Annotated in this window: 25 protein-coding genes; 9 read left to right on the top strand and 16 right to left on the bottom strand. The window is 74.3% G+C overall.

Going from position 1 to position 23511, the window contains the following annotated elements; translation table 11 throughout:
* Positions 1–44: 44 nt before the first annotated feature.
* A complete protein-coding gene (locus MVA48_RS01330) occupies positions 45–1193 on the bottom strand; it encodes an HRDC domain-containing protein (RefSeq protein ID WP_371821211.1) in 1149 nt (382 codons plus the stop codon).
* A gap of 183 nt (positions 1194–1376) precedes the next feature.
* Positions 1377–2009, bottom strand: a complete 633-nt coding sequence (locus tag MVA48_RS01335) for a DUF3000 domain-containing protein (protein ID WP_246984899.1) — start codon at positions 2007–2009, stop codon at positions 1377–1379.
* 118 nt (positions 2010–2127) lie between these two features.
* On the opposite strand from MVA48_RS01335, the gene hemE reads away from it, so the two are divergent.
* Positions 2128–3195 carry a uroporphyrinogen decarboxylase gene (gene hemE, locus MVA48_RS01340; protein ID WP_246984902.1) on the top strand — a complete coding sequence of 356 codons (1068 nt, stop codon included), beginning with the start codon at positions 2128–2130 and terminating at the stop codon, positions 3193–3195.
* A complete protein-coding gene (gene hemG, locus MVA48_RS01345) occupies positions 3192–4559 on the top strand; it encodes a protoporphyrinogen oxidase (RefSeq protein WP_246984905.1) in 1368 nt (455 codons plus the stop codon). The genes hemE and hemG overlap by 4 nt, the downstream gene beginning before the upstream one ends.
* Here the strand turns inward: hemG and MVA48_RS23890 are convergent.
* Entirely contained in the window at positions 4556–5731 is a 1176-nt protein-coding gene (locus MVA48_RS23890; protein ID WP_371821212.1) for a helix-turn-helix transcriptional regulator, read from the bottom strand. The two genes, hemG and MVA48_RS23890, sit on opposite strands and share 4 nt — an antisense overlap.
* A 20-nt stretch (positions 5732–5751) precedes the next feature.
* The gene (locus MVA48_RS01355) at positions 5752–7377 is read right to left on the bottom strand and encodes an AAA family ATPase (protein ID WP_246984908.1); all 1626 of its coding nucleotides are present in this window, start codon (positions 7375–7377) and stop codon (positions 5752–5754) included.
* Between the two features lie 162 nt (positions 7378–7539).
* Between MVA48_RS01355 and MVA48_RS01360 the strand changes: the two genes are divergently transcribed.
* Complete coding sequence (locus tag MVA48_RS01360) at positions 7540–8088, top strand: hypothetical protein (protein ID WP_246984911.1); 549 nt, start codon at positions 7540–7542, stop codon at positions 8086–8088.
* Positions 8085–8609: a YceI family protein gene (locus MVA48_RS01365; protein WP_246984913.1), complete on the top strand. Its 525-nt coding sequence runs from the start codon at positions 8085–8087 to the stop codon at positions 8607–8609. Before MVA48_RS01360 ends, MVA48_RS01365 begins: the two co-directional genes overlap by 4 nt.
* 242 nt (positions 8610–8851) lie before the next feature.
* Here MVA48_RS01365 and MVA48_RS01370 read toward each other — a convergent pair whose 3' ends face one another.
* Positions 8852–9373 carry a nuclear transport factor 2 family protein gene (locus MVA48_RS01370; protein WP_246984916.1) on the bottom strand — a complete coding sequence of 174 codons (522 nt, stop codon included), beginning with the start codon at positions 9371–9373 and terminating at the stop codon, positions 8852–8854.
* Between the two features lie 53 nt (positions 9374–9426).
* Between MVA48_RS01370 and MVA48_RS01375 the strand changes: the two genes are divergently transcribed.
* Complete coding sequence (locus tag MVA48_RS01375) at positions 9427–9948, top strand: winged helix-turn-helix transcriptional regulator (RefSeq protein WP_246984918.1); 522 nt, start codon at positions 9427–9429, stop codon at positions 9946–9948.
* Positions 9945–10670 carry a hydrogen peroxide-dependent heme synthase gene (gene hemQ / locus MVA48_RS01380; RefSeq protein ID WP_246984920.1) on the top strand — a complete coding sequence of 242 codons (726 nt, stop codon included), beginning with the start codon at positions 9945–9947 and terminating at the stop codon, positions 10668–10670. The genes MVA48_RS01375 and hemQ overlap by 4 nt, the downstream gene beginning before the upstream one ends.
* Positions 10671–10716: 46 nt before the next feature.
* Here hemQ and msrB read toward each other — a convergent pair whose 3' ends face one another.
* A complete protein-coding gene (msrB, locus tag MVA48_RS01385; protein ID WP_246984922.1) occupies positions 10717–11133 on the bottom strand; it encodes a peptide-methionine (R)-S-oxide reductase MsrB in 417 nt (138 codons plus the stop codon).
* A gap of 99 nt (positions 11134–11232) precedes the next feature.
* Here msrB and MVA48_RS01390 point away from each other — a divergent pair, with 99 nt between their 5' ends.
* Complete coding sequence (locus MVA48_RS01390; protein ID WP_246984924.1) at positions 11233–11697, top strand: hypothetical protein; 465 nt, start codon at positions 11233–11235, stop codon at positions 11695–11697.
* Positions 11698–11831: 134 nt separating this feature from the next.
* Here MVA48_RS01390 and MVA48_RS01395 read toward each other — a convergent pair whose 3' ends face one another.
* From MVA48_RS01395 to MVA48_RS01405, 3 genes are all read right to left on the bottom strand, one after another.
* Complete coding sequence (locus MVA48_RS01395; protein WP_040339721.1) at positions 11832–12035, bottom strand: cold-shock protein; 204 nt, start codon at positions 12033–12035, stop codon at positions 11832–11834.
* A gap of 148 nt (positions 12036–12183) precedes the next feature.
* Positions 12184–14214: a S8 family serine peptidase gene (locus MVA48_RS01400; protein WP_246984926.1), complete on the bottom strand. Its 2031-nt coding sequence runs from the start codon at positions 14212–14214 to the stop codon at positions 12184–12186.
* Positions 14211–14864, bottom strand: coding sequence for a hypothetical protein (locus MVA48_RS01405; RefSeq protein WP_246984927.1), 654 nt, complete (start codon positions 14862–14864; stop codon positions 14211–14213). Before MVA48_RS01405 ends, MVA48_RS01400 begins: the two co-directional genes overlap by 4 nt.
* A gap of 304 nt (positions 14865–15168) precedes the next feature.
* Between MVA48_RS01405 and MVA48_RS01410 the strand changes: the two genes are divergently transcribed.
* Positions 15169–15399, top strand: a complete 231-nt coding sequence (locus tag MVA48_RS01410) for a hypothetical protein (protein WP_246984937.1) — start codon at positions 15169–15171, stop codon at positions 15397–15399.
* Between the two features lie 26 nt (positions 15400–15425).
* Here the strand turns inward: MVA48_RS01410 and MVA48_RS01415 are convergent, their stop codons facing one another.
* The 5 genes from MVA48_RS01415 to MVA48_RS01435 all read right to left on the bottom strand — a co-directional run bounded on the left by MVA48_RS01415 (position 15426) and on the right by MVA48_RS01435 (position 20562).
* Positions 15426–15821, bottom strand: a complete 396-nt coding sequence (locus MVA48_RS01415; RefSeq protein WP_246984949.1) for a hypothetical protein — start codon at positions 15819–15821, stop codon at positions 15426–15428.
* 43 nt (positions 15822–15864) lie between these two features.
* Positions 15865–16719: a phosphotransferase family protein gene (locus MVA48_RS01420; protein WP_246984952.1), complete on the bottom strand. Its 855-nt coding sequence runs from the start codon at positions 16717–16719 to the stop codon at positions 15865–15867.
* On the bottom strand, positions 16716–17801 hold the full coding sequence (locus MVA48_RS01425) for a DNA polymerase domain-containing protein (protein WP_246984955.1): 1086 nt from the start codon (positions 17799–17801) through the stop codon (positions 16716–16718). Before MVA48_RS01425 ends, MVA48_RS01420 begins: the two co-directional genes overlap by 4 nt.
* A 36-nt stretch (positions 17802–17837) precedes the next feature.
* Entirely contained in the window at positions 17838–19412 is a 1575-nt protein-coding gene (locus MVA48_RS01430) for an alpha/beta hydrolase (protein ID WP_246984958.1), read from the bottom strand.
* Positions 19413–19473: 61 nt separating this feature from the next.
* On the bottom strand, positions 19474–20562 hold the full coding sequence (locus MVA48_RS01435; protein ID WP_246984961.1) for an ATP-dependent DNA ligase: 1089 nt from the start codon (positions 20560–20562) through the stop codon (positions 19474–19476).
* Positions 20563–20662: 100 nt separating this feature from the next.
* Between MVA48_RS01435 and MVA48_RS01440 the strand changes: the two genes are divergently transcribed.
* Entirely contained in the window at positions 20663–20992 is a 330-nt protein-coding gene (locus MVA48_RS01440; RefSeq protein WP_246984964.1) for a GYD domain-containing protein, read from the top strand.
* Here the strand turns inward: MVA48_RS01440 and MVA48_RS01445 are convergent.
* A complete protein-coding gene (locus tag MVA48_RS01445; RefSeq protein WP_246984967.1) occupies positions 20968–21582 on the bottom strand; it encodes a dihydrofolate reductase family protein in 615 nt (204 codons plus the stop codon). The genes MVA48_RS01440 and MVA48_RS01445 overlap by 25 nt on opposite strands.
* Positions 21583–21711: 129 nt before the next feature.
* A complete protein-coding gene (gene treZ, locus MVA48_RS01450; RefSeq protein WP_246984970.1) occupies positions 21712–23466 on the bottom strand; it encodes a malto-oligosyltrehalose trehalohydrolase in 1755 nt (584 codons plus the stop codon).
* Between the last annotated feature and the right edge of the window lie 45 nt (positions 23467–23511).

Below are 23511 nucleotides of genomic sequence, written 5' to 3' on the forward strand. Positions count from 1 at the left end.
TCAGGAAGTGCGTCCCCTGACCATGGTGACTCCCGGGAGCCGGATCAGGCGCGGTTGACCGCGTCGGTCAGGACGTCGGAGGTGAGCCCGATCTGCCAGTCGCGGGCGCCCCCGGCGCGGAGGGCCTCGATCACGGCGGAGCTGTCCCGGGGCTCGGGCGGGCTCCACATGATCCGGCGGACCAGGTCGGGGGAGAGGATGTTCTCGACCGGGACCGAGTGCTTCTCGGAGAGCTCCGCGAGCCCCGCCCGCGCCACCTGCAGGCGCGTCGCGGCGGCAGGGTCCCGATCGGCCCAGCGGTTCACCGGCGGCGGCCCCTCGCCGGGCTTGCTGTGCAGCGGCAGCTCGGCCTCGGGCAGCGCCCGGCCGCGGGCCAGGGCGCTGAACCAGGTGGCGACGAGCTTGCGGTTGGCCCGGCCGCGGAAGACCGGCAGCTCGAGCAGCGCGCCCTCGTTCGCCGGGTCGGCCTGCACGGCCGAGACCATCGCCGAGTCGGGCAGCACCCGGCCGGGCGCGACGTCGCGGCGGCGGGCCATGTCGTCGCGGGCCTGCCAGATCGAGCGGAGCATGCCCAGCTGCCGACGGCTGCGCAGGCCGTGCACCCCCGACGTCCGGCGCCACGGGTCGGCCTTCGGCGGTGGCGGGCCGGCGGCCAGGATCGCCTCGAACTCCTGGCGGGCCCAGTCGGTCTTGCCCTGCTCCTCGAGGATCTCGGCCAGTGCGTCGCGCAGGTCGACCAGGACCTCCACGTCGAGGGCGGCGTAGACCAGCCACTCCTCCGGCAGCGGCCGGGTGCTCCAGTCGGCCGCCGAGTGGCCCTTCTGCAGCGAGTAGCCCAGCAGCGACTCGACGACGGCGCCGAGGCCGACCCTCGGCAGGCCGGCCAGCCGGGCGGCGAGCTCGGTGTCGAAGACCCGCCGGGGCACCAGGCCGATCTCGGCCAGGCAGGGCAGGTCCTGGTTGGCGGCGTGCAGCACCCACTCCGTGTCGGCGATCGCGGCCTGGATCACCGACAGGTCGGGGAGGGGGACGGGGTCGACGAGGCCGGTGCCCGAGCCGTTGCGGCGCAGCTGGACGAGGTAGGCACGCTGCCCGTACCGGTAGCCCGATGCCCGCTCGGCGTCGACGGCCACGGGACCGGAGCCCGCCGCCAGCGCCGCGGCGTAGTCGACCAGCTGGGCCGAGTTCTCGATGACCGGGGGAGCCCGTCGCGGGGAGCCAGCAGTGGCCGCGCGGGAGGGATCTCGGCAGCCGGCGTCGTCCCTGTCTGCCCCGGCGGGGTCGTCGTCTCCGGCTGGGGAGTGGCCTCGGTGCTCAGTTGCCGTCCACCTTCTCGCCGGTCCTCGTCGGTCGGGCCGCCGGGCCCGTAACCGATGTTAGAGAGTCTCGCCGCCGGCACGGTCGGAGGGACCCAGCAGCCGCACCCCGGGCGGCGGCAGGCCGGCCGCGTTGCCGAGAACCTGCAGCCAGGCGAGCAGATGCCGGTCGAGCGCGGTGTCCTCCGCGGTCCAGGAGGCGCGCATCTCGACGTCGACGGTGTGCTCCGGGCCGGCGAGGTCCCCGAAGCGCGTCGACGCGGTGCGGGTCACCGTGCCGCCCACGTTGTGGTGCCCGGCGCCGCTCTCGATCAGCGCGTCGGTCAGCCAGCTCCACGCGACCTCGGAGAACATCGAGTCGTCGACGAGCTCCTCGTCGGTGGCCGCCGACAGATACCCCACGCAACGGGTGGTCCCGTTCCAGGCCTCGTGGCCCTCGGGGTCGAAGAGCACGATGAAGCGGGCGCTGGCGACCTCGAGGTCGTCGTCGGAGCCGTCCCCCTCGGCGACGTGGGCGCCGACCGCGTGCGCCCAGGGCGCCAGGCGCTGGGGGGCGGGGATGTGCTCCAGGACGATCTCGGGCCGGGTCCGGACGGTGGCGAGCGCGGCCAGGGCAGCCCGGAACTCGACGGGCGGTTCGTCCCCGTTCGTGTCCCTGCCTCTGCTGGCGCCGGCCAGACTCGTGGGCTCCACGAGCGCAGGGTAGGCCGCGGATCGGAACATCGCTCCCGACGCGCCGCAACCGATCCATGACCCAGCATCACCGGGACACGGCCGAGGGGCGCCCGGGCGTCTGGGAGAATGGCCGGTCGTGACCCCCGCCCCCGAGCTGCCACCCGCCCCCCAGCTGCCCCCGGGCGAGTCGGACCTCGTCAGAGCCGCCCGCGGCCTGCCCGTGCAGCGCACCCCGGTCTGGTTCATGCGGCAGGCGGGCCGGTCGCTGCCCGAGTACCGGGCGCTGCGGGCCGGGACGGCGATGCTCGACGCCTGCCAGGACCCCGACCTCGTCACCGAGATCACCCTGCAGCCGGTCCGGCGGCACGGGGTCGACGCCGCGATCCTGTTCTCCGACATCGTGCTGCCGCTGGTCGTGGCCGGCATGGACATCGAGATCAAGCCCGGCATCGGCCCGGTGGTGGCGCAGCCGGTGCGATCGGTCGCCGACGTCCATGCCTTGCCACTGCTCGACCCCGACCGCCTCGACTTCCTGGCGACCGCCGTGCGGTCCCTGGTGCGGGAGCTGGGGCCGGTACCGCTCATCGGGTTCGCCGGCGCGCCGTTCACCCTGGCCACCTACCTGATCGAGGGCGGCCCGTCGAAGGAGCACGCGCGCACGAAGGCGTTCATGTACGCCGAGCCGGAGGCGTGGGCGCACCTGATGGACCGGCTCGCGCTGAGCGCGGCCACCTTCCTCAAGGTGCAGCTGGACGCCGGGGTCTCGGCGGTCCAGCTGTTCGACTCCTGGGCCGGTGTGCTGTCCGCCGCCGACTACGAGCAGCGCGTGCTGCCGTACTCGCGCGAGGTCTTCGAGGCGATCGGTTCCCGCGACGTGCCGCGGATCCACTTCGGCGTGGGCACCGGCGAGCTGCTCCCGCTGATCGGTCAGGCGGGCGCCGACGTCGTGGGGGTCGACTGGCGGGTGCCCCTCGACGAGGCCGCCCGACGGGTCGGCCCCCATCGCTCGCTGCAGGGCAACCTCGACCCGGCCGTCCTCCTCGCCGACCGGGCCACCGTCGACCGGGAGGTGCGCCGCGTGGTCGAGCAGGGCCGGGCCGCGCGCGGGCACGTCTTCAACCTCGGGCACGGCGTCCTGCCCGACACCGATCCCGGGGTGCTCACCCACGTCGTCGAGCTGGTGCACGAGCTCAGCGCCCGATGACGCGTCTGGTCGTCGTCGGTGCCGGGATCACCGGCCTGGCCGCCGCCTTCGAGTGGCGGCGCCGGCGGCCGGACGACGAGATCGTCGTCCTGGAGGCCGGCGACCGGATCGGTGGCAAGCTGCACCGCGTGCGCCTGGCCGGGCACTGGTACGACACGGGGCCCGAGGCGGTCCTGGCCCGCGTCCCGGAGGCCGTCGAGCTGGTCGAGGCGCTCGGACTCGGCGACCAGCTCGTCGCGCCCGCCACGACCCAGGCATCCGTCGTCCTGCCCGGTGGGCGCCGTCGCCTGCCGGCGGGCACGGTGCTGGGCGTCCCGGCGTCCGCCGACGACGTCGCCGGCTTCCTGTCCCCGGAGGGCGTGGCCCGGGTGCGCGCCGAGGCCCAGCTGCCTCCGGCGGCCGTCGACGGCGACGTCGCCGTCGGCGCCCTGCTGCGCGAGCGCCTGGGCGACGAGGTCGTCGACCGCCTCGTCGAGCCGCTGCTCGGTGGGGTCTACGCGGGGCGGGCCGACGAGCTGTCCCTGGCCGCCACGATGCCTGCCCTGGCCGCGCACCTGCCCGCCGCCGGGTCCGTGCTCGCCGCCGCCGCGGCCGCGCGCGACGCCGGAGCCCGCAGCCGCGGCGACGCCGACGGCCCGGTGTTCGCGACGGTGCGCGACGGCATCGGATCGCTGCCCGGGGCGCTCGTCGCGGCCGCCCGCGCCGACGTCCGGCTCCGCACACCCGCGCAGGGCCTGCGCCGGACCCCTGGCGGGTTCGAGCTGTCCGTCGGCGCGGCCGCGGCGCCAGAGCGGCTCCTCGCCGACGCCGTCCTCGTCACCGCGCCGGCGCAGAAGGCCGCCCGGCTGCTCGGCGAGGTCGCACCGGACGCCGTCGAGCAGCTGCGCGGCATTCCGTACGCGTCGATGGCCGTCGTCGCCATGGCCTTCCCGGCGCAGGACGTCGACGCCGGCTCGGGCCTGCTCGTGCCGCCGGTGGCCGGGCGGCTGGTCAAGGGCGTCACCGTCTCGTCGGCGAAGTGGCCGCATCTGGCCGGGGACGGGCCGGTGCTCGTCCGGTCGTCGGTGGGCCGGTTCCGCGACGAGGCGGAGCTGCAGCGCCCGGACGACGACCTGACCGCCGCCGTGGTCGCCGACGTCGCCGCCCTGCTGGAGCTGTCCCGCCCCGAGCCGCTGGAGACGCGCCTGGTGCGGTGGGGCGGCGGGCTGCCGCAGTACCTGGTCGGTCACCAGGACCGGGTGGACGCGATCCGGGCCGCGGTCAGCGAGGTGCCGGGGCTGGCGATCGCCGGGGCGGCCTTCCGCGGGGTCGGCGTCCCGGCCTGCATCCGGGACGCGCTGCACGCCGTCGACGCGCTGAGCTAACCGCCACCGAGCATCGCCGTCGCGAGCTGCGTCCGGTTCGCCAGTCCCAGCTTGGCCAGCACGTTCCGGACGTGGCTCTCCACGGTGCGCTCGGACAGGAACAGCCGCTCGGCGATCTGCCGGTTGGTCAGGGCCTCGGCCACGAGCGCGGCGATCTCCCGCTCCCGGCCGGTCAGCGGGTCGGCCTCCCGTGCGGCCCGGGCGGCACGATCCACCAGTGCGGCCGCCCGCCGCTGCGGCCCGGGCATGCCCAGGCGGCGCGCCTCGGCCTGTGCCGTCCGCGCCAGGTCCCGGACCCTGGGCAGGCACGCCGCCCCGTCGCGTTCGAGCAACGCCCCGGCCAGCCCCACCCGGTCGTTGACGGCGGCCGGCCGGGCGCCGGTGCGGAGGTCGACCCGCAGGGCCTCCTCGAAGTGCGCGACGGCCTCGTCCCAGGCGCCCCGGACGGCGGCGAGCCGGCCGAGCAGGACCTCGACGGACCCGCAGCAGTAGACGCCCGCGCCGCCGGCGTCCATGGGGCCGGCGGCGACGAGGCGGCCCAGGGCCTCCGCGGCCTCGACGTCCCCGAACTCCTCGACCAGCGGCACCAGCGTCTCGGCCACGCCGGCCGACTCCGCGAAGTCCGGCTCGGACACCCGCGGCCGCAGCTGCGCGTACCGGGCCGCGGCCTCCTCCCGGCGGCCGCCGACGAGGGCGACGACCGCTCGGCTGGCCTGCACGATGGGGACGTCGTCGGCCAGGTCCATGAGTCGGACCGCCTCGCCGTCGAGGTCGTGGGTGTTGCCCGTGACCAGGGAGTACTGGTAGAGGAACGCGCCCGACATGCCGGCGGCGGACAGGTCCTGGGCGAGCTCGGTGGCGCCGACCACGCGGGCGTGCTCGTTGAGCGCGAGGGCCTCGTCGAACCGGCCGTGCAGCGCCGCGACCGATGCGCGCAGCCGCAGGTCGTGCCAGCGGACCAGGGGCAGCCGGGTGCGCTCCGCCAGCGCGGTGACCCGCGCCAGCTCGTCCTCGACGGTCGCCATGTCGCCGTGCTCCAGCGCCGCGTCGATCCGCCACTTGGCTCCCCAGAGCTCCACCAGCGGCTGCCCGGTGGCCGCCCCGTGGTGGAAGGCCAGGCGGCCGAGGCGCATCCGCTCCTCCCGGCCGAGCGCGGCGGGGCTCACCTTCATCCGCGCACGGACGGCGTCGATCACCGCCGCGGGATCACCGCTCTCCTCCGCCAGTGCCAGCGCCTCGACCGCGTGCCTCGTCGAGGCGCCCAGCCGGCCGGCGTCGGCCAGCACCGAGGCCGACTGGGCGAGGAGGCGGGCCCGGAGGGACGGCTGGTCCTCGACCGCCGGGTCGACGAGGGCCCGCTCGCACATGCGGAGCACCGCCGGGGGAAGCCCGGGGCCGCCACGTCCTGCACCGTGAGCGCGGCGGGGGCCAGCAGGTCGTTCCGTCCGCACTCGGCGGCCGCGTCGGAGGCGGCCGTGGCGTGGCCGAGGCTCTCGGCGAACCGCCCGGCGCGGAACTCGGCCCTGGCGAGTGCCAGCAGGAGCTCGGCCCGATCGGCGGGGTCGACCCCGGCGCGCTGCGCGGCCCCCCACGCCATGGCGAGGAACCGGGCGGCCTCGTCGAAGGCGAGGGAGCGGGTCGCCGCCTCCGCCGCGCGGCGCGCCCAGGCCGCCGCCCGCCGCAGCGTCCGCGGCTCCGAGGTCGCGCGCAGCCAGTGGCCCGCCACCGGCCCGGACGCGTGGTCGTCGTCCTCGGCGAGCGGTTCCAGGGCCTCGGCCGCGCGGCGGTGCAGCTCCTCCCGCGCGCTGGGGGAGAGGTCGTCGTAGATGGCCCCCCGCACCACGGCGTGCACGAACCGTCGCCTGCCCGGGGCGTCGGGGACCGCGGCCAGGACGCCGGCCCGCACGGCGGCGTCCAGCCCGTCGCGCACCTCGTCGGGCGGGCGGCCGGTCACCAGCCCGAGCTGCCCGGGATCGAGCTCCTCGCCCAGGACGGCGGCCGTGTCGAGCAGGTCGAGCACGGCCGGGGACAGGGCCGACAGCGTCGTCCTGACCAGATGGCGCAGCTCCTGGCCGTCCTGCCCGTTCCCCGTCGCGGGCGCCCGCGCGATCGCGCGCAGGTACAGGGGGTTGCCGCCGCTGCGCCGGAGCGCGAGCCGGACCGCCTCCTCCGGTGCTCCGCGGAGATAGGCCCGGACGTCGTCCTCGGTGAGCGGCGCGAGGGACAGCACGCGGCTGGTGGGCCAGCGCAGCAGGTCCGGCAGCGCCCGGTCCAGCGGGCTCCCGACCGCCGCGCCGGACGGGTCGCGGTAGGTGGCGACCACCAGCAGCCGCGAGCGCGGCAGCTCACCGGCGAGGTGTCGCAACAGCCGCAGTGATGTCTCGTCGGCCCAGTGCAGGTCCTCCAGGACGACGACGAGGCCGTCCGCCTCGGCGGCCTCGAGCAGCGCCTCCGCGGTGCCCGCCACCAGCGCGAACCGGGCGGATTCGGGGTCGGGAGGTCCCCCGCCGGGGACGTCGAGGCCCGACCGGGTCCCGGCGAGCGCTGCCCGGACACCGGGCAGGGTGCGCGCCACCCGGCGCCACGGCCACATCGGCGGGGCTCCGGGGTCGTCCACGCACCGCCCCCAGACGACGGCCGGCGCCCGTGCCGTGGCCTCCTCGACGGTGCGGGTCTTCCCGATGCCGGCGGGTCCGGAGAGCAGGAGCAGCCCGCCCCGGCCGGCCGCGGCCGCGGCGATGCCGGCCGCCAGCTCGGCGAGCTCGGCGGAGCGGCCGACGAAGGCGGCGTCCTCGGCCGGCCGAGCGGCGAGCGCCACGGTGCGCAGTATCCATGCAGGCGGGCGCCGTGCGTACCGGCTTTCCGTACCGGCTCTCCGTACCGGTCCCCGCGCTTCCACGGATGTCCGGGGGTCTCCCGCGCCGCATCGTTCGCGGTGCCGGGGCCGGAGTCGCCGGCCCCCGAACGAAGGAGCACCCCCGTGTACGCCACCATCCACCCGTATCGGCGCCCGGCACCCGCCGGCACCGACCCCGTCCGAGCCGTGCTCGCCGGCGCGGAGCCCGCCGGAGCCGTCGTGGTCGAGCACCAGGAGGGGGACGAGGGCACGGTCGTCGCGCTCTGGCCGGACGGGACGGACGTCCCGGCCGGCAGCCGTGTCTACTCCCTCGTCGACCGCCTGGACGGGGTGGCCGCCGGTCGCAGCCCGCTGTTCGCGCAACTCACCTGGCTCAACGGCGCCGGCGACCCCGCGGTCGCGCAGGCGGCCGAACGCGGTGGCCGGGAGCGGATCCACCCCGCGATCCGGGACGTCGACGGCCTCGTCGCCGCCCTGGTGTTCCGGTCGCCGGACGACCGGATCGTCGTCGTCGGCCTCGCGACCGGGCTGGAGACCCACGCCGAGGTGCAGGACCGGATCGTCCGCACGCAGCTGCTGCCCGGTGAGGACGCGAGCCTGCTGCCGGGCGCGGACCGCGTGGAGGTCGGCCGGGTGCTCCGCGCCGACGTCCCGGCGGAGGTGCGGTCGTGAGCGCGCCGCTGCGGGCACCCGTCCTGGCCGCCGGCACCTGGAGGGTCGACGACGGCCGGACCAGGGTCGCCTTCGCCGTCCGCAACTTCGGGTTCGTCGTGCACGGGACGGTGGCCTGCGCCGCGGGCGAGGTCGAGCTGGACGGCGCCGGCCGGCCGGTCCGGGCCCGAGCCCGGCTGGATCTCACCAGCGTGGCCACCGGCATCGCCCGCCGGGACCTCGACCTGCGCAAGCCCTCGCTGCTCGACATCGACCGGCACCCGGAGATGACCTGGTCGGCACACCGGTTCACGCCGGCTCCGGACGGGGGCTGGCGGGCGGACGGGGTGCTGGCGGTGCGCGGCACGTCGGCGCCCCTCACCCTCGTCGGTACGCCCGAGGCGGCCGGTCAGGACGGTGCGTGCATCCGCGTCCGCGCCACCGGCGAGCTGGACCGGGCCACCGTCGGTATCCGGGTGCCCTCGCTCGTGATCGGTCGCCGGGTCGTGGTCACCGTCGACGCCTGGCTGTCGCGCTCGTGACAGGTGGCGGACGGGGGTGGGCGACGCCACCCCCCGTCCGGGCATCACCGGTGGCTTCGCCGCGTTGAGCGCGGGGTGAGAACCGTGCACCACCCGAACGACCGCGACCACCCCGGCGACCGACCCGCACCGCGGTGCTTCCGCCACTCCGTCTGGATGGCTTCCTGCGGCGACTGCCGCGACTTCCACGTCCCGCGGCTGCGCCGCGCGAAGGCCGCCGCCCCGCCTCCGCGCTGACCGCACTAGCGCGGCGCCGGCACCCGGCCCGGGTCGGCCAGCGGCACCACCCGCCGCTCGCCGAACCGGGCCATCGCATGCAGGGGGCCGGTCGCCGCGCCCAGGAAGGCCGCGAGTCCCCGCCGCCCGCCGTTGCGGGCCAGCGCCGGGCCCAGTGCGGACATCAGTCCGGTCACCGCTGGCAGCGGCCGGACGAACAACGTCAGTTCCCCGATCAGGCCCTGCGCATCGAGGCGCAGCAGCTGCGCCTCCTCCAGCTCCTCCCGGCCGACGTGGGCCCGCGCGTACAGCGCGACGGCGCTCCCGTCGCGCAGCTCCGTGTGGAATCGGATGTCGTCGAGCACGCCGAAGGCGGCCGTGAGGACTTCGGCCACCTCGTCCCGTCCGGTGAACCGGAACCGCTCGGTCAGCGGTGACACGAGGACGACGTCGGGTGCGAGGCACGCCGCTGCAGCGGTGGCGTCGCCGTCCTCCGCCGCGCTGCACCAGCGGTGGACGACGTCCGGTGGTAGCTGGTCCGGCGACATCGGAACCTCCTCGCATGGTGAGTTCAATACCGCAACCTACTACGCTGGCGTCCATGCGCCAGACCAGTTTCGCCGCGATGCAGTGCTCGCTGGCCCGATCGCTCGAGGTGGTCGGCGACTGGTGGACGCCGCTGATCCTGCGCGACCTGTACCTCGGCCTCGACCGGTTCGACCAGCTGGTCGACGACCTCGGCATCTCCCGCAACCTGCTCGCCGACCGGCTGGAGACGCTCACCGCCGGGGGAGTGGTGGCGAAGGAGGCCTACCAGGAGCGCCCGGCCCGGTACCGGTACGTCCTGACCGACGCCGGCCGGGAGCTGGTGCCCGTGCTGCTCGCGCTCACCGCCTGGGGCGACCGCTGGGCGACGCCGGACGGCGGCCCGCCCCTGCTGCTCCGGCACACCGGGTGCGGCGCGCGCACGACGCCGACCGTCTGCTGCTCCGAGTGCCGGGCGCCGCTGGCCGCCGACGAGGTGGCGGTGGCCGCCGGACCGGGTGGTCGGACGGCGCCCGGGACGGCGCTGCTCGAGGGCGTGCTCGGTCGCGGCCCGCGACCGGGGACAATGGGCGCATGAGCGAGCAGCAGACCGAGGACACCGAACGCAGCATCGGCAAGCGGGCGAACGAGCTGAACGCCACCATCCGCTACACGATGTGGTCGGTGTTCCGGCTGGCCCGCCCGCTCGCCGACGACCAGCGGTCGGCCGTGGGCGACGAGGTGGGCGCGCTGCTCGACGAGCTCGCCGGCAAGGACGTCGTCGTCCGCGGGGTCTACGACGTGGCGGGCCTCCGGGCCGACGCCGACGTCATGGTCTGGTGGCACTCCTCGACGGCAGACGCCCTGCAGGAGGCCTACACCCGGCTGCGCCGAACGACCCTGGGCCGGCACCTCGAGCCGGTGTGGTCGCAGATGGCGCTGCACCGGCGGGCGGAGTTCAACCGCAGCCACATCCCGGCGTTCCTCGCCGACGAGGAGCCGCGGCGCTACGTGTGCGTGTACCCGTTCGTGCGGTCCTACGAGTGGTACCTGCTGCCCGACGAGGAGCGCCGGGCGATGCTCGCCGAGCACGGGAAGATGGCGCGCGGCTACCCCGACGTGCGGGCCAACACCGTCGCCTCGTTCGCCCTCGGCGACTACGAGTGGATGCTGGCCTTCGAGGCCGACGAGCTGCACCGCATCGTCGACCTGATGCGCGAGCTGCGGGCCTCGAGCGCCCGTCGGCACGTCCGCGAGGAGGTGCCGTTCTACACCGGCGTCCGGAAGCCGATCGCCGAACTGGTCGCCGACCTGGCGTGAATGGAGTGCCAGGGCGCGGAGAATGCGCCCCTGGCACTCCGCAAGCTCATTCGGCCGGCTGCAGGCGGATCGACACCGAGTTGATGCAGTAGCGGTCGCCGGTCGGCGTCTGGGGCGCGTCGTCGAACAGGTGCCCCAGGTGGCTGTGGCAGGTCGCGCACAGCACCTCGGTGCGGATCATCCCGTAGCTGCGGTCCTCGCGGAGGATCACGTTGTCCTCGGCGGAGGCCTCGTAGAACGACGGCCATCCGCAGTGCGAGTCGAACTTGGTCTCCGACCGGAACAGCTCGGCGCCGCAGGCACGGCACTCGTAGACGCCCACGGTCTTGGTGTCGACGTACTCGCCGGTCCAGGCACGCTCGGTGCCGGCCTGCCGGAGCACCGCGTACTCCTCGGGCGAGAGCTGGGCGCGCCACTCCTCGTCGGTCTTGCTGACCTTGGGCTGCGATGCGGAGGTGGTCATGCGCTCAACGGTACGGCGGCAGCGCCACCCTGCGTGTGACGGGTGAGCGGCCCGGGCCCGCCCGGGAGGCGGGCCTCCGCCGTGCCGGAGACTGGAGGGGTGACCATCCCTGACCGGCCGCTGTCCGATGTCTGGTTCACCCGTGACCTGCCGGTGCTGCGGGCCGTCGCCCGCCTGGTCGACGAGCCGAAGCACGGGGGCGCGCCGTACCTGCTCGGCTCGGTCGTGCCCGCCAGCGGACTGCCCAAGGCGGAGGTCATCGCCGCGGCGCGGGCCCTCGCGGCCGCCGGCTACATCGAGCCGCTCACCAACCACGCCGGCGACATCGTCCGGATCACCGCGATCTCGGCCGAGGCGCGCCGGCTGGCCGGTCTCTGGCCCACGCCCCAGGGGGAGTGGGACCGGCTGCGCGAGCAGCTCGCCGTCCGGGCGCAGAACGCGCCGACGGACGTCGAGCGGCAGCGGTGGCGGGCCTTCGCCGACGCGGCGGACGCGATCGGGGAGCACGACGGCGCGCTGCTCATGTCGGCGCTCATCGGCGGTTACGTACCCCGGCGGTCCTGAGCGCTGGAACGCCAACCCAGGAACGACAGCCCAGGAACGACAGCCCAGGAACGACAGCCCAGGAACGACAGCCCAGGAACGACAGCGCCCCCGCCCGGAGTACCGGGCGGGGGCGCTGGGTGCTGATCAGGTGATCAGAGCGGGGTGACGTTCGCAGCCTGCGGGCCCTTCTGGCCCTGCTCGATGTCGAACGCGATCCGCTGGCCTTCGTCGAGCGAGCGGTACCCGCTGGTCTGGATGGCCGAGTAGTGGACGAAGACGTCCGGTCCGCCACCGTCCGGGGTGGCGAAGCCGAACCCCTTCTCAGCGTTGAACCACTTCACTGTTCCTTCGGGCATTGCTCGCTCCTAGCTGAGGTCGTGCATCGGGGTCCTGCCATATCGCAGGGCCTTCCCGACGGCACAACCCTAGCGGCATCGGTCCTGTTCGGACCAGACGCCCGTGTTCCGGGTCGGCCACGACGTGCCCCACGGCCGCTCCGACGGTTCAGAGCGCGTTCTGCCCGATGGCGATCCGGTCGATCCAGCCGCCCTGGGAGTTCCAGCCCGACCAGCCGCTGTTGGGGGCGACCTGCCACTTGTGCCAGAGCGCCTTGTCGGAGCCCCGTGCGAAGATCTCCAGCCGGCCGTCGTTGTTCTGGTCGACGTCGAGCATGTCGATCCAGCCGCCCTGGGAGTTCCAGCCCGACCAACTGCTGTTCGGTGCCACCTGCCACTTGTGCCAGACGGCGCCGTCCGCGCCGCGGGCGAACACCTCGAGCCGGCCGTCGAGGTTCTTGCCGACGTCCAGCATGTCGATCCACCCGCCCTGGGAGTTCCAGCCCGACCAACTGCTGTTCGGTGCCACCTGCCACTTGTGCCACAGCGCGCCGTCCGAGCCGCGGGCGAAGACCTCCAGCCGGCCGTCGTCGTTGCGCCCGACGGCCAGCCGGTCGATCCAGCCGTCCTGCGAGTGCCAGCCCGACCAGCCGTTGTTGGGCGCGGTCTGCCACTTGTGCCACAGCGCCTTGTCCGAGCCGCGGGCGAAGACCTCCATGCGGCCGTCGGCGTTCTGCCCGACCGCGAGGTCGTCGATCCAGCCGCCCAGGGACTCCCAGCGGGACCAGCCGCTGTTGGGTGCCACCTGCCAGATGTGCCACAGCGCCTTGTCCGAGCCGCGGGCGAACACCTCCATGCGACCGTCGAGGTTGCGGGACACGGCGATCTGGTCGACCCAGCCGCCGAGGGAGTGCCAGGCCGACCAGCCGGCGTTCGGGGCGACCTGCCACTTGTGCCAGACGGCTCCGTCCGAGCCGCGGGCGAACAGCTCCATGCGCCCGTCGGCGTTCCGGCCCACCTTCAGGATGTCGATCCAGCCGCCCTGCGAGTTCCAGCCCGACCAGCCGCTGTTGGGGGCGACCTGCCACTTGTGCCAGACGGCTCCGTCCGAGCCGCGGGCGAAGATCTCCAGCCGGCCGGTGGTGCCGACCACCGCCTGGCGGACGGCGGCACCGGCGTCGAGGAACCGGCCGAGGTCCTTGCCCGGGTCGGCGGTGAGGGCCGAGCCGGTGACGGTGAGGATCCGCCGGACGTCGGCGTGGCTCAGGCCGGGGTTGACCGCCAGCATCAGCGCCGCGGCGCCGGCGATCTTCGGCGTGGCGCCCGAGGTGCCGCCGAAACCGTTGCGGTATGCGGTGTCGCTGCTGTCCAGGCAGGTCAGGTCGTGGTCGGCATCGCCGGGGCAGGACACCGTGATCCGCGGCCCCCAGTTGCTGAACCACGCGCGCTTGTTCTGCGTCGCGTGGTAGGCCGTCGCCCCGACCAGGATCGAGCCGGTCTCCGGGATGGCCTTGCCCGAGTCGTCGAGCCCGGCGTTCTTGTCGCCGTTGCCGGCCGCGACGCAGACGACCACACCGGCGGCGATCGCGGTCCGGATGGCGGCGTTCACCGACGGGACCTGCTCGTAGTTGCCGAACGCGCCGGTCTGCACCTCCAGCACGATCACCTTGCGGCGGCCGTTGCTGTTCTGCGTGCGGACCCAGTCGATGCCGCGGGCCCACGCGTTGCCGCCCAGGCCGGGGCTCGTCCCGGAGTCGGCCTGCACGGCCCAGAGCTCGGCGTCGTGGGCGACGCCGGACATCCCCCGGCCGTTCACCGCCGCACCCGCGAGGCCGGCGACCGCCGTGCCGTGGGACACCGAGCCGCCGTGGGTCACGACCGCGGTGCCGTCGAACGAGTTGTACGTCCGCCGGATCTTCGCCGACAGGTCCTGGTGCGACGTCCGGTAGCCCCAGTCGATGTCGGTGATGACGACGTTGCGTCCCGAGGACCGCGACCAGGCGGTGTTCACCGCGCACCGGAAGACGTACCACTGGTTCTCGAGGCCGGTCGAGGGGTTGACGACGACCTGACCGCTCGTGCCGACCAGCGGGTCCGACAGCGGCCCGGCCGGTGCGACGACGGTGTCCGGAGCGGTGTCGACGACGGTGTTCCCGGCGGCGGTCGTGGTGGTCGTCGCCCCCGTTCCCCGGGGCGTCACCACCGTCGGGGGAGCGCGACGGGGACGGCGACCGCGCGCTCCACCTCCGGCAGGTCGCTGAGCTCTTCGGCGATCCGCGCGGTGTCGGCGTCGTCGGCGAAGTGCAGCGTCATGAACTGGGCGAGCAGCGGTACGTCCATGCCCTGCTCGCGCGCCACCCGCTGGGCGGCCACGGCCTCCTCGCGCGGCGTCGTGAACGTCGGCTCGGCCTGCACGAGCCCGTTGCGCTGCAGGATCTCGTTCATCGCGTCGAGGTCGTCGCCGTCGGCGGCGACGGTCGGCGCGGCCGCGCCGGTCCGGCTCAGGGCCGGCGAGACGTCCTCGCGGAACTGCACCTCGACCACGCCCGGCTCGTAGGCCCGGTTGCCGCCCGCCCCTCCGGGCGGACCGAACCGGGGCAGCTCCCCGCCGGGCAGCGGGCTGACCGGCGAGGACGCCGACCGCGGCACCGGCATGGCGCCGTCCGGCACGGAGGCGGCGGACGCGGCCGCGCGGGCACCCGGCATGGGCATCCCGCCGGTGTCGGACTGCCCCATGCTCGGTACCGGCATCTCGCCGTCGGGGGGCGACGCCGCAGAGGCGCGGGACGACGGCTGGGGCATGCCGTCCCTGTCGTCGTGGCCGTTCGGGTTGGTGCCTGGGACGGTCATGGCGGTTCTCCTCGCAGGAGCCTGCGCCGGCGCCGGACGGGAAGCGTCGGGCATGGAAAGTGGGGATGGACGGGTCGGTGGAGCCGCACCGTCCTAGTCCTGTCCGCTCCCCGTGGCGACGGCCCTAGGACCCTCGATCGACGGCCGACCGACTTGCCGTGACTCCCCGTGCGGGCGTGGCGACCGACCGCACAGCGGTCTTGCGGTTTTCGTGCGGCTATCTCGGCGGCGGCCTGCGGGAGGCCCCTCACAGTCGGGAGCAGCCGGGAGGAACCGGCGCCCGACTCAGCCAGGAGATGCCGTCATGGAGACCGTCGTCGCACCGCCCGCCCGTTTCGTCGCCTTCCCGGACGCCGCTCCGGTGGTGCTGCGCGACGTGGAGGACCTGCACGACGCGGACCTGGACGCCCTGCTCGCCGACGCGCTCGACCCCGTGGGCACGGCCTCGTCGCTCGCCCAGCTGGTGGTGCGGCCCGGCAGCGCCCTGGTGGTGCACGACTTCGCGGCCTCAGCGGGGCTGCTCGCCCGGAACTGACCGCTGGGGACCAGAACCGCCGGGGACTAGAGCTGCCGGCCCGGACCGGTCGGCCAGCGGCGTCCCGCGAAGGTGTACGGGTGGCCGCCGTAGGTGCCCTGCGCGGGCGGCGGAGGTGTCGGGGGGTCGGCCATCTCCTCCGGCGTCGGACGCCAGGCGGTGACCTCGATCGGCTCGTCGTCCCACCGGGCGTCGACCGGGCCCACGTGGGGCCGCTGGGCCTGGATCCGGCGCCAGCGGCGCAGTCCCATCTGACCGGCGAGGCCGACGGCGGCGCAGATCGCGACCACCAGGAAGGCGTCGGTCAGGGCGGTCGCGACGTCGAGGGTGGTGATCTGCGCCCAGCCGACGACGGCGAGCGAGTGCCCCACCATCTCCATGACGACGTACAAGACGCCGTAGACCAGCAGCCAGACCCTCACGCAGAACGCGTCGGCGTCCCCGAATGGGTGCTGGAGCCTGCCGTCACCCGTCCGGGTGACCGGCGGTCCAGGCGTGGGCCTCCAGCCACGGGACGATCGCGGCGACGAAGCCGTCCGGGTTGGTCATCGGGCGGCCGTTCATGGTCGCGACCAGGTGGCCGACGCCGAACAGGGCATCCCAGGTGCGGGCGCGGCGGTAGGTGGCGGCGGAGACCGCCCGACGGACGTTCTCCCAGCCGTGCCAGGCCATCAGCGCGGCGTCGATCGCGGGGTCGGCCGGCATGGCCAGGTCCCAGTCGAGGATGCCCAGCAGCTTCCCGTCCGGCGACCAGTGGACGTTGGAACCGCCGAGATCGCCGTGGACCAGGGCGTCGGGTACCGGCTCCAGGGCCAGGGCGGCATCCAGGCGGCGCCGACCCTCGGACCGCCAGCGAACGGGCAGGCGGGGAAGGATCTCCTCGGCGACGACGGTCGACCAGGGTGGACCCAGCGCCCGGCCGTCGAGGACCGCGAGCAGCGGACCGTCGAGCGGCACCGACCGGACGGCCGCCAGCACCTCGGCCACCTGCGACGGATCGCCGACCCCCTCGGGCAGGGCGACGCCGTCGACCCACGACACGGCGACGGCGGCCCGGTCCCCGAACGTGGTCACCGGGGTGAGCGGCTCGGGCACCTGGAACGGCAGACCGGCACCGGCCAGGTGCCGCAGCACCTCGACGTTGCGGGGCATCGACGCGGCGGCCAGCGGCCGTCTGCTGACCCGGACGGCGGCCACGCCCGGGATCAGCAGCACGTGGTGGACGTTGCCGTCGGCCGAGACGAACGCGTCGTCCAGCCGTACGCCGGGCAGCAGCGCCGCGGCGACCTCCAGCAGGTCGGGACCCGCGTCGGGCCTCACGTCGACTGCCGGTTGCCGTCCTCGTCCCAGTGGGCGGCGACCTTCTTCGACGGCTGCACCCGGGGAGGCTCGCCCGGCATCTTCGGGTAGTCGGGCGGATAGGGCAGGTCGCCCAGGCCGGCGTCGGTCACCTGCTTCTCGAACAGCTCCAGCAGTGGCGTGATGTCGAAGGCGTGCCCGGCCAGGCCGGCGTGCTTGTCGCCGACCTCCGCGAACCGCGCGGGCATCGTCAGGACGTCGAAGTCGAACGGCGACACGTCGGGCAGCTCGTCCCAGTCGACCGGTGCCGACACCGGGGCGTGCGGCTTGGGCCGGATGGAGTACGCGGAGGCGATCGTGCGGTCCCGGGCCATCTGGTTGTAGTCGATGAAGATCTTCTCGCCGCGCTCCTCCTTCCACCACGACATGGTCACGCGGTCGGGGAGGCGCCGTTCCAGCTCGCGGCCGAAGGCGATCACCGCGTGCCGCACCTCGGTGAAGGTCCAGCGCGGCTGGATCGGCACGTAGACGTGCACTCCGCGGCCGCCCGACGTCTTCGGCCAGCCCTCCATGCCGTACTCGTGCAGGAGCTCGCGCACGTGCGGCGCGACCCACACGGCGTCGGAGAAGTCGGTGCCCGGCTGCGGGTCCAGGTCGATGCGGATCTGGTTGGGCGACTCGACGTCGGTCTTGTCCACCGGCCACGGGTGAAAGGTGAGCGTGCCGAGGTTGGCGCACCAGGCCACGACGGCGACCGAGTCCGGCGCGATCTCGTCGGCCGTCCGCCCGCTGGGGAACGTGATGTGCGCGGTCGGCACCCACGGCGGGGCGTTCTTCGGCACCCGCTTCTGGTAGAAGGCGTCGCCGGTGTTGTCGACCCGCGTCGACAGGCGGGCGCCCTCGAACACGCCGCCCGGCCAGCGCTCCAGCGTCGTCGGGCGGTCCCGCAGCGCGAACAGGATCCCGGGGCCGACGGCCACGAAGTACTCGACGACGTCGATCTTCCGGATGCCGCGCTCGGGGAAGTACGGCTTCTCCGGGTTGGAGACGCGAACCTCCAGACCGTCGACGTCGAGGATCGCCGCGTTCTTGCTGCTGGCCATGGCACTCCGCTCGCAGGGATCAACGAGCGCAGAGTGTCACGCCGGGCAGGTGAGCCCGTCCAGCGGAGCGGTGAGGTCGATCAGGTAGGCGTTGACCGCGGCGGTCACGCACTCGCTCTTCGGATAGGCGGTGTGGCCCTGCCCCTGCCACGTCAGCAGGACGCCGGACTCGAGGTCCTCCGCCATGTCCACGGCACCCGGGAGCGGCGTCACCGGGTCGCCGGCGGTACCCACCACGAGGATCGGTGCGCTGCCCTCCGCGTCCCGCTCGGGCAGCGGCGTGCGCTCGGCCTCCCAGACGTTGCAGGTGTAGAGGCCGACGGCCGATCCGGCGCCGAACAGCGGGTACTTCTGGTTCCACTCGACCGCGAGCTCGCGGATCTCGCGCTCCTCCACGGTCACGTCCGTGTCGGCGCAGTTGATCGCGATGTTGGCGTCGAAGAGGTTGGAGTAGGTGCCGTCCTCGAGCCGGCCGGCGTAGGCGTCGGCGAGGGAGAACAGCCCGGCGGAGTCGCCCTTCGAGGCGGCGGCGAGCGCCTGGGCGAGCTGCGGCCACGAGGCCGTGTCGTACAGGGCTGCGGCGATCGCCGTCTGGATGACGCCGGGCGTCGCGCGGCGGGCCGCCGCGGCGTCCTCGGGGTCCGCGCTGGGCACGGGTGTCGCGGCGGCCGTGGTCAGCAGGTTCTCGACGAACGCCCGCGGGTCGGCACCGATGGGGCAGCCGGCGATGAGGCCGACGCAGTTCTCCGCGAACGCGTCGAAACCGGCCTCGAGCGCCGCGGCACGGGCCTCGGCGTGCTCCACCTTGTCGGTGTCGGGGTCGACCGCGGCGTCGAGCACCACGGCGCGCACGTTCTCGGGGAACAGCTCGGCATACGTGGAGCCCAGCGTCGTCCCGTAGGAGTAGCCGAGGTAGGTCAGCTGCTCGTCGCCGAGGGCCTCGCGGAGGCGGTCCATGTCACGGGCGGTGTCGGTGGTGTTGAAGGTGCCGAGGGCGTCGCCGTACTCCTCGGCGCAGGCGTCGGCGACCTCCTGGGCCAGGGCGAACGCCTCGTCGATCTGCTCGTCGGTCACCGGTCGCGGCTCGGCGGCGACGATGTCCTCCTTGGTCTCGTCGGGGATGCACTCCACCGGCGTGGACAGGCCGACGCCGCGCGGGTCGAAGCCGACGATGTCGAACCGCTGGAGGACCTCCACGGGGAGGGTCAGTGCCGCGCTCAGGGCTGCGTCGGCTCCCGAGACGCCGGGACCGCCCGGGTTGACCATGAGCGAGCCGATGCGGTCGGTCTGGCCGGCCATCACGACGCGGACGAGGAACAGCGGCAGCGTCGCGCCCTCGGGCTCGTCGTAGCTGATCGGCACCTCGGTCGTGCCGCACTCGAAGGACAGGTTCCGCTCGGCGCCGGGACGCTCGGCGATCAGCCCCTGCAGCTGGGCGTTGCAGTCGGTCCACTCGATCTCGGCCACCTGAGGCTCGGCCGGCGTGGTCGGTGCGGCCGACGCCGTCGACTCCTCCTCGACGGAGCCGGAGAACGACGAGCAGCCCGCCAGCACGAGGCTCGAGGCGAGCAGGATCGACGGGACGACCGACCGGCCGCGGGACGAACGCATGATCATCAGACTAGGAGCCGCGCGGGGCCGCTGCAGACGATCACCGGCCGCCGAGGGCCTCTCAGGTGGTCAGGACCTCCGCCAGGTCGTACCGCACCGGCACGTCCAGCTGGTCGTAGGTGCAGGTCAGCGGGTCGCGGTCGGGCCGCCACCGGAGGAACTGTCCGGTGTGACGAAGACGTCGTCCCTCGAGCTGGTCGTACTTGATCTCCACCACCAGTTCCGGGCGCAGCGGCACCCAGGAGAGGTCCTTCTTCGCGTTCCACCGGCTGACCGCGCCGGGCATGCGGGTCCCCGGGCCGTTCGCTGCGTCCTCCCCCTGGGGAACCTGGGCATTCGCCCAGTCCTGCCACGGGTGCCCGTCCAGCGCCTCGGCGCGGTACGGCTCGAGCTCCTCGACCAGCTCCGCCCGGCGGGCCATGGGGAAGGACGCCGCGACGCCGATGTGCTGCAGCTTCCCGTCGTCGTAGAGCCCGAGCAGCAGCGACCCGACGATCGGCCCGCTCTTGTGCCAGCGGAACCCGGCGACGACGCAGTCGGCGGTCCGCACGTGCTTGACCTTGGTCATCAGCCGCTGGTCGGGCCCGTAGGGAAGGTCGGCGGCCTTGGCGACGACCCCGTCGAGGCCGGCGCCCTCGAAGGTCTCGAACCAGCGCCGCGCGGTGTCGGCGTCCCGCGTGATGCCGGTGAGGTAGACCGGCGGTGCACTGTCGGCGAGCGCCTGCTCGAGCCGCGCGCGGCGCTGCGCGAACGGCCGCTCGAGCAGCGACTCGTCGCCCAGGGCCAGCAGGTCGAACGCCACGAACGACGCCGGCGTCTGCTCGGCCAGCAGCCGCACCCGCGACTCGGCGGGGTGGATGCGCTGCAGCAGCGCCTCGAAGTGCAGCCGGTCCCCGGCCGGGACGACGATCTCGCCGTCGACCACGCACTTCCGCGGGAGCTGTGCCTTGACCGCCGCCACCACCTCGGGGAAGTACCGGGTCAGCGGGCGCTCGTTGCGGCTGCCGAGCTCCACCTCGTCGCCGTCCCGGAACACGATGCAGCGGAACCCGTCCCACTTGGGCTCGTAGTAGAGGTCCTCGCCGGTCGGCAGCTTCGTGGCGGCCTTGGCCAGCATCGGCTTCACCGGCGGCAGCAGGGGCAGATCCATGCAGGTCAGTCAATCAGGACGGGGCGCGCACGGGGGCCTCGACGGGGACGGTCCGCGGTCCTACCGTCCGCCGCGCGGGGGATGACCGAAGGGCACGACCATGCCGCTCTACCTGACGAGGTTCAGCTACACGCCCGAGACGTGGGCCCGCATGATCAGGAATCCGGAGGACCGCCGGAAGGCCGCGCAGGCCTACATCGAATCCGTCGGCGGGTCGCTGCACGGGTTCTGGTACGCCTTCGGAGCCTACGACGGGCACACCCTGTGGGAGGCGCCCGACGACGTGTCGATGGCCTCGGTGGCCCTGGCGATCGGCAGCGGCGGGGCGATCAAGGCGATGGAGACGACCGTCCTGCTCACCGTCGAGGACACCATCGAGGCGTTGACCAGGGCGCAGGGCATCTCCTACCGCGCCCCGGCGACCGCGTAGCGGGTGAAGAGCATCCCGTCCTCCTCGAGCAGCTGACGCAGGTCGAGCCGGGCCGGGGTGCCCAGCGCCGCCTCCAGCAGCCGCGACTCGCCGCCGACGAGGGCGGGGGAGATCGACAGGTCGAGCTCGTCGACGACGCCCGCGGTCAGGGCCGCGTGCAGCAGCTGCGGGCCGCCCTCGCAGACCAGCTGCTCGAGCCCGCGCTCGGCCAGCCGGTCCAGCGTCGTGGGCAGGTCGACGTCGTCGTCGCCGCAGACCAGGACCTCGGCGCCGGCGTCGGCCAGCGCCGCCCGGCGGTCCGGGTCGGCCGCCTCGCACGTCACGCAGATCGTGGGAGAGGGCCCGCCCAGGAGCTTCCCGCCCGGGTCCAGCGACGCTCGTCCCGAGACGACGACGATGGGCGCGGTCGGCGGCCGCCCCAGCGCGGCACGGAGCCGGCCGACCCGCGTCTCCGGCGTGATCGGGCCGTACCCCTCGGCGGCCGCCGTCCCGTGACCGACGAGGACGCCGTCCGCGAGCGCCCGCAGCAGGTCGAAGATCCGCTTGTCGCCGGGCGAACCGAGCGGCTCGCTGCGGCCGCCCACGGTCACCGCGCCGTCCAGCGAGGCGATGAAGTTGACCCTCAGGTGCCGCCCGGCGGCAGCCGGTAGGCCTCGACGAGTCCGGCCTGGTCGAGTTCGGAGTCCAGGAGGGCCGGGTCGGGGAGGAGGCGGCGCACGTCAGCGGATGCTGACGACGGCCGCGCTCTCGGCCGGCATGGTCACCGTCTCGCCGTCGGTCTCGGGCAGCTCACCGGTCGCGAAGAGCACCTCGGCCGTGGGCAGGTCGAGGTCGATCTCCCGCGGCTCCCCGGCCAGGTTGACCACCACCCGGAGGGAGCCGCGCTTCACGACCAGCCACCGGTCGGTGTCGTCCCAGTCGACCTCGACGGCGGTCAGGTCGGGGTCGAGCAGATCGGGGTGCGCGCGTCGCAGCGCCAGCAACGACCGGTGGACGGCGAGCAGCCGGTCGTGCGGCTCCTTGCCGAGCTCGGCCCAGTCCAGCTTCGACCGGCTGAACGTCTCGGGGTCCTGCGGGTCGGGCACGACGTCGGCGTCCCAGCCGTGCTCGGCGAACTCGCCGATGCGGCCCTCGGCAGTGGCCTTGCCCAGTTCCGGCTCCGGGTGGCTGGTGAAGAACTGCCAGGGCGTGGTGGCGCCCCACTCCTCGCCCATGAACAGCATCGGCGTGAACGGGCTGGTGAGCACGATCGTGGCGCCGACGGCGAGCAGGCCGGGGGAGAGGGTGGCCGAGATGCGGTCGCCGACGGCCCGGTTGCCGATCTGGTCGTGGTCCTGCAGGTAGCCGAGGAACTTCCAGCCCGGCAGCGTCGCGGTGTCGACCGGCCGCCCGTGGTGGCGACGCCGGAAGCTCGACCAGGCGCCGTCGTGGAAGTAGGCCCCGGTGAGCGTCTTGGCCAGCCCGCCCAGGCCCGCCTCGGCGAAGTCCGCGTAGTAGCCCTGACCCTCGCCGGTCAGCACCGAGTGCAGCGCGTGGTGGAAGTCGTCGCTCCACTGCGCGGTCAGGCCCAGGCCGCCGGCGACGCGCGGGGTGACCATGCGCGGGTCGTTGAGGTCGCTCTCGGCGATCAGGGTCAGCGGGCGGCCGACGGCGACCGAGAGCCTGTCGACCTCCTGGGCCATCTCCTCGAGCACGTGGGTCGCCCGTTCGTCGACCAGCGCGTGCACCGCGTCGAGCCGCAGTCCGTCGACGTGCATGTCGCGCAGCCACATCAGCGCGTTGTCGATGACGTAGCGCCGCACCTCGTCGGAGTCCGGGCCGGAGAGGTTGATCGAGTTGCCCCAGGTGTTCGCGCCACCCTCGGCGAAGATCGGGAAGAACTCGGGCAGGTAGTTCCCCGACGGGCCGAGGTGGTTGTAGACGACGTCCTGGATCACGCCGAGGCCGTGGGTGTGGCAGGCGTCGACGAACCGCTGGTAGGCCGCCGGCCCGCCGTACTCCTCCTGGACGGCGTACCAGAGGACGCCGTCGTAGCCCCAGTTGTGGGTGCCGTTGAACCCGTTGACCGGCAGCAGTTCCACGAAGTCCACGCCGAGGTCGACGAGGTGGCCGAGCCGGCCGATCGCGGCGTCGAGCGTGCCCTCGGGCGTGAAGGTGCCGACGTGCATCTCGTAGACGACGCCACCTGCGAGCGGGCGCCCGGTCCAGGCGTCGTCCCCCCACGTGTGCGCACCGGCGTCGAAGCGCCGGGAGAGGCCGTGCACGCCCTGTGGCTGCCGCCTCGACCGAGGGTCCGGGCGGGGAGTCTCGTCGTCGCCGAGCAGGAACCCGTAGTCGGACTCGGGGCCCGCGTCCACCTCCGCCCGCCACCAGCCGGCGTCGTCCCGCCGCATGTCGTGGACGGTGCCGTCGACCTGGACCCGCACCCGCGCGGGCAGCGGCGCCCAGACGGCGAACTCGACGGGAGCGGACATGCGGGGGCCTCCTGGGACTGGAACGACGAACGGCGGCATCATGCC

It is taken from the genome of Blastococcus sp. PRF04-17 (genome assembly GCF_023016265.1).
In the GTDB taxonomy this organism is placed as follows: Bacteria; Actinomycetota; Actinomycetes; order Mycobacteriales; family Geodermatophilaceae; genus Blastococcus_B.

Coding starts and splice junctions, on each gene's coding strand:
- hemG (WP_246984905.1), top strand. CDS start 3,192: ATGACGCGTCTGGTCGTCGTCGGTGCCGGGATCACCGGCCTGGCCGCC.
- MVA48_RS23890 (WP_371821212.1), bottom strand. CDS start 5,731: ATGAAGGTGAGCCCCGCCGCGCTCGGCCGGGAGGAGCGGATGCGCCTC.
- MVA48_RS01370 (WP_246984916.1), bottom strand. CDS start 9,373: ATGTCGCCGGACCAGCTACCACCGGACGTCGTCCACCGCTGGTGCAGC.
- MVA48_RS01375 (WP_246984918.1), top strand. CDS start 9,427: ATGCGCCAGACCAGTTTCGCCGCGATGCAGTGCTCGCTGGCCCGATCG.
- hemQ (WP_246984920.1), top strand. CDS start 9,945: ATGAGCGAGCAGCAGACCGAGGACACCGAACGCAGCATCGGCAAGCGG.
- msrB (WP_246984922.1), bottom strand. CDS start 11,133: ATGACCACCTCCGCATCGCAGCCCAAGGTCAGCAAGACCGACGAGGAG.
- MVA48_RS01395 (WP_040339721.1), bottom strand. CDS start 12,035: ATGCCCGAAGGAACAGTGAAGTGGTTCAACGCTGAGAAGGGGTTCGGC.
- MVA48_RS01405 (WP_246984927.1), bottom strand. CDS start 14,864: ATGACCGTCCCAGGCACCAACCCGAACGGCCACGACGACAGGGACGGC.
- MVA48_RS01410 (WP_246984937.1), top strand. CDS start 15,169: ATGGAGACCGTCGTCGCACCGCCCGCCCGTTTCGTCGCCTTCCCGGAC.
- MVA48_RS01425 (WP_246984955.1), bottom strand. CDS start 17,801: ATGGCCAGCAGCAAGAACGCGGCGATCCTCGACGTCGACGGTCTGGAG.
- MVA48_RS01430 (WP_246984958.1), bottom strand. CDS start 19,412: ATGCGTTCGTCCCGCGGCCGGTCGGTCGTCCCGTCGATCCTGCTCGCC.
- MVA48_RS01435 (WP_246984961.1), bottom strand. CDS start 20,562: ATGGATCTGCCCCTGCTGCCGCCGGTGAAGCCGATGCTGGCCAAGGCC.
- MVA48_RS01440 (WP_246984964.1), top strand. CDS start 20,663: ATGCCGCTCTACCTGACGAGGTTCAGCTACACGCCCGAGACGTGGGCC.
- treZ (WP_246984970.1), bottom strand. CDS start 23,466: ATGTCCGCTCCCGTCGAGTTCGCCGTCTGGGCGCCGCTGCCCGCGCGG.